The organism is bacterium, from assembly GCA_037131655.1.
Lineage (GTDB): Bacteria > Armatimonadota > Fimbriimonadia > Fimbriimonadales > JBAXQP01 > JBAXQP01.
The window spans coordinates 1-2,194 of sequence record JBAXQP010000382.1 but is presented as its reverse complement, the minus strand read 5'-3'; the positions used below and the strand labels follow the sequence as shown (position 1 = coordinate 2,194).

Below are 2,194 nucleotides of genomic sequence, written 5' to 3'. Positions count from 1 at the left end.
AGCTTAAGAAGCTCGATCTGGGCAATGTTGGTATCTTGAAACTCATCGACGAGGATGTAATCCCACCTGGATTGGATTTGCTTACGCACATCGGAATGTTTTGTGAGTAAATCAAGCGCGGTGACGATCTGATCGCCGAAATCAGTGCAGTTTTCTGAACGCAGCCTCTCTTGGTAGAGAAGGTAGAACCGTGCTAGTTCTTCTCGCTTTTCTACTTCGACCAGTTGATCTGCCGCTTCCTCAGGAATGAGCGAGCCCAGTTTGCTTTGATACTGTTCCCTCTGCTTTAGGGCATAATCCCCGTATTCTTGGACTGAAACCCACTCATCCTTTGCCCTGCTGATGTGCTTTAACAGGTCAAATAGATATTTGAACGGATCGGAGTTAGGGAGGAAATGGCAAAGGCCAAACTCCTCAATATGACGGCGCACAAGCACCCAGGCTGCCGTCTGATCCAGTATCTGAACCCCAGGTTTGAACCCAGCTTCAGCGGAAAACTCCTGCACAATTCTCCAGCATAGAGCATGAAAAGTATGGACATTAAACTCATGGGAACGATAAGGAAATGCCTCAGCAAGTCGGTCGCTCATTTCATCGGCAGCTTTGTTGCTAAAAGTGATCGCTAGAATCCGAGAAGGGTCAATACTAAGTTGCGACACCAAATACTCAATCTTAGAGATAATGACTCGTGTCTTCCCTGACCCCGGCCCCGCCACAATCACTTGAGGGCCATCAACGTATTCAACCGCTGCTTTCTGTTCTTTATTCAATAACATTACTAAACTCTCATTTCTCAACTACAATTTTCAGGCTACTACCACGGCAGTGCGCACCCAGTATGTCTTATAAGTTAGTCCGTATGAGGAAAAATGAGCACCAAATCAGACTTCCTTTTGCGTTATCGCAGTTAGCCTATTTTAGATTGAGATTTACCCCGGTAATTGTCCTGACTTATCCCTTACTTGTATAGCTTGAAATACAAACTGACGATGGTGTCAGCGATGGTGAGAGCCTCTGCTTCAGTAGTGTCTTTGGAAAGCGAGATACGCAGAGTTCCGACAGAATGGTCGATAGGAAGGTTTAGTGCCTGGAGAACATGTGAGATAGCCGTATTACGTGAGTTACAGGCTGCACCGGTAGAAACAAAAATACGCTTCAGATCAAGTAAGTGTAGTACACTTTCGGCGGATACCCCGACCAGTGAAAGGCTGATCAATCCAGGTAACCGCTGACTAGGGCATCCGTTGAACTTTGCTTCAGGGATATATGCAAGCACCCGTGATCTGATCAGAGTTGCTAACCGATCAATGTGACAGATGTTTTGTCGTAGGTTTGTAACGTGGTTGTTCAGTGCACATGCCATCCCCACGATTCCAGCAACATTCTCAGTTCCTCCGCGGACACCAAACTCTTGATGTCCGCCATCCATCATCGATGGCAGAGATATGCCAGCACGCTTATAAAGGAAACCTACGCCTTTGGGACCGTTGAACTTATGTGCTGAGGCTGAGAGCAGGTCAACTCCTAAATCTATTACGTTGACTGGGATATGACCAATCGCCTGAACAGCATCGGTGTGCATAACTACTGAGTGTTCATGAGCCACCTCCGCCAGAAGCTTCACGTCTTGGATAGTGCCAACCTCGTTGTTAGCCATCATAACAGATACAACCGTTGTACCTGGCGAAATGAACGCCCTCAGGTCGTCAACAGATACACGACCATATTTGTCTACCGGAAGAAGAGATGCAGAAAATCCTTCCCTTTCCAAGAAAGCGAAGCAGTTGAGGACGGCAGGATGTTCTATGCACGAGGTGATTAGATGCATACCTCTATCTCGTCGGGCGTAGGCAGTGCTTTTAATCGCCCAGTTATCACTTTCCGTGCCACATGAAGTGAACAGTATTTCGTGTGGTTGAGCTCCAACGCATTCCGCGATCTGCTGACGGGCTAATTCAACGGCGTTACGAGCAACCTTTCCGAACGAATGCAAAGATGATGGGTTGGAAAAGCTGTCCTGTAAAAACGGCAACATTGCCTCAAGTACTCGAGGATCAATTTTCGTCGTCGCTGAATTGTCGTAATAAATCTCTTTCATATATTCTACAAATTACGAATTTGCTACGAATCTACGAATCCGTAATCCGTATTATCCGCAAACAATCCGTAATCCGTACTTTATACGGCTTCGACC

General features: G+C 46.6%; 2 protein-coding genes. Both read right to left on the bottom strand.

Going from position 1 to position 2,194, the window contains the following annotated elements; all coding sequences use genetic code 11:
- The coding region (locus WCO51_12710; protein ID MEI6514114.1) for an ATP-dependent helicase at positions 1-776 on the bottom strand (776 nt) is incomplete at its 3' end.
- A gap of 182 nt (positions 777-958) precedes the next feature.
- Positions 959-2,098 carry a cysteine desulfurase family protein gene (locus WCO51_12705; GenBank protein MEI6514113.1) on the bottom strand — a complete coding sequence of 380 codons (1,140 nt, stop codon included), beginning with the start codon at positions 2,096-2,098 and terminating at the stop codon, positions 959-961.
- Positions 2,099-2,194 lie beyond the last annotated feature (96 nt).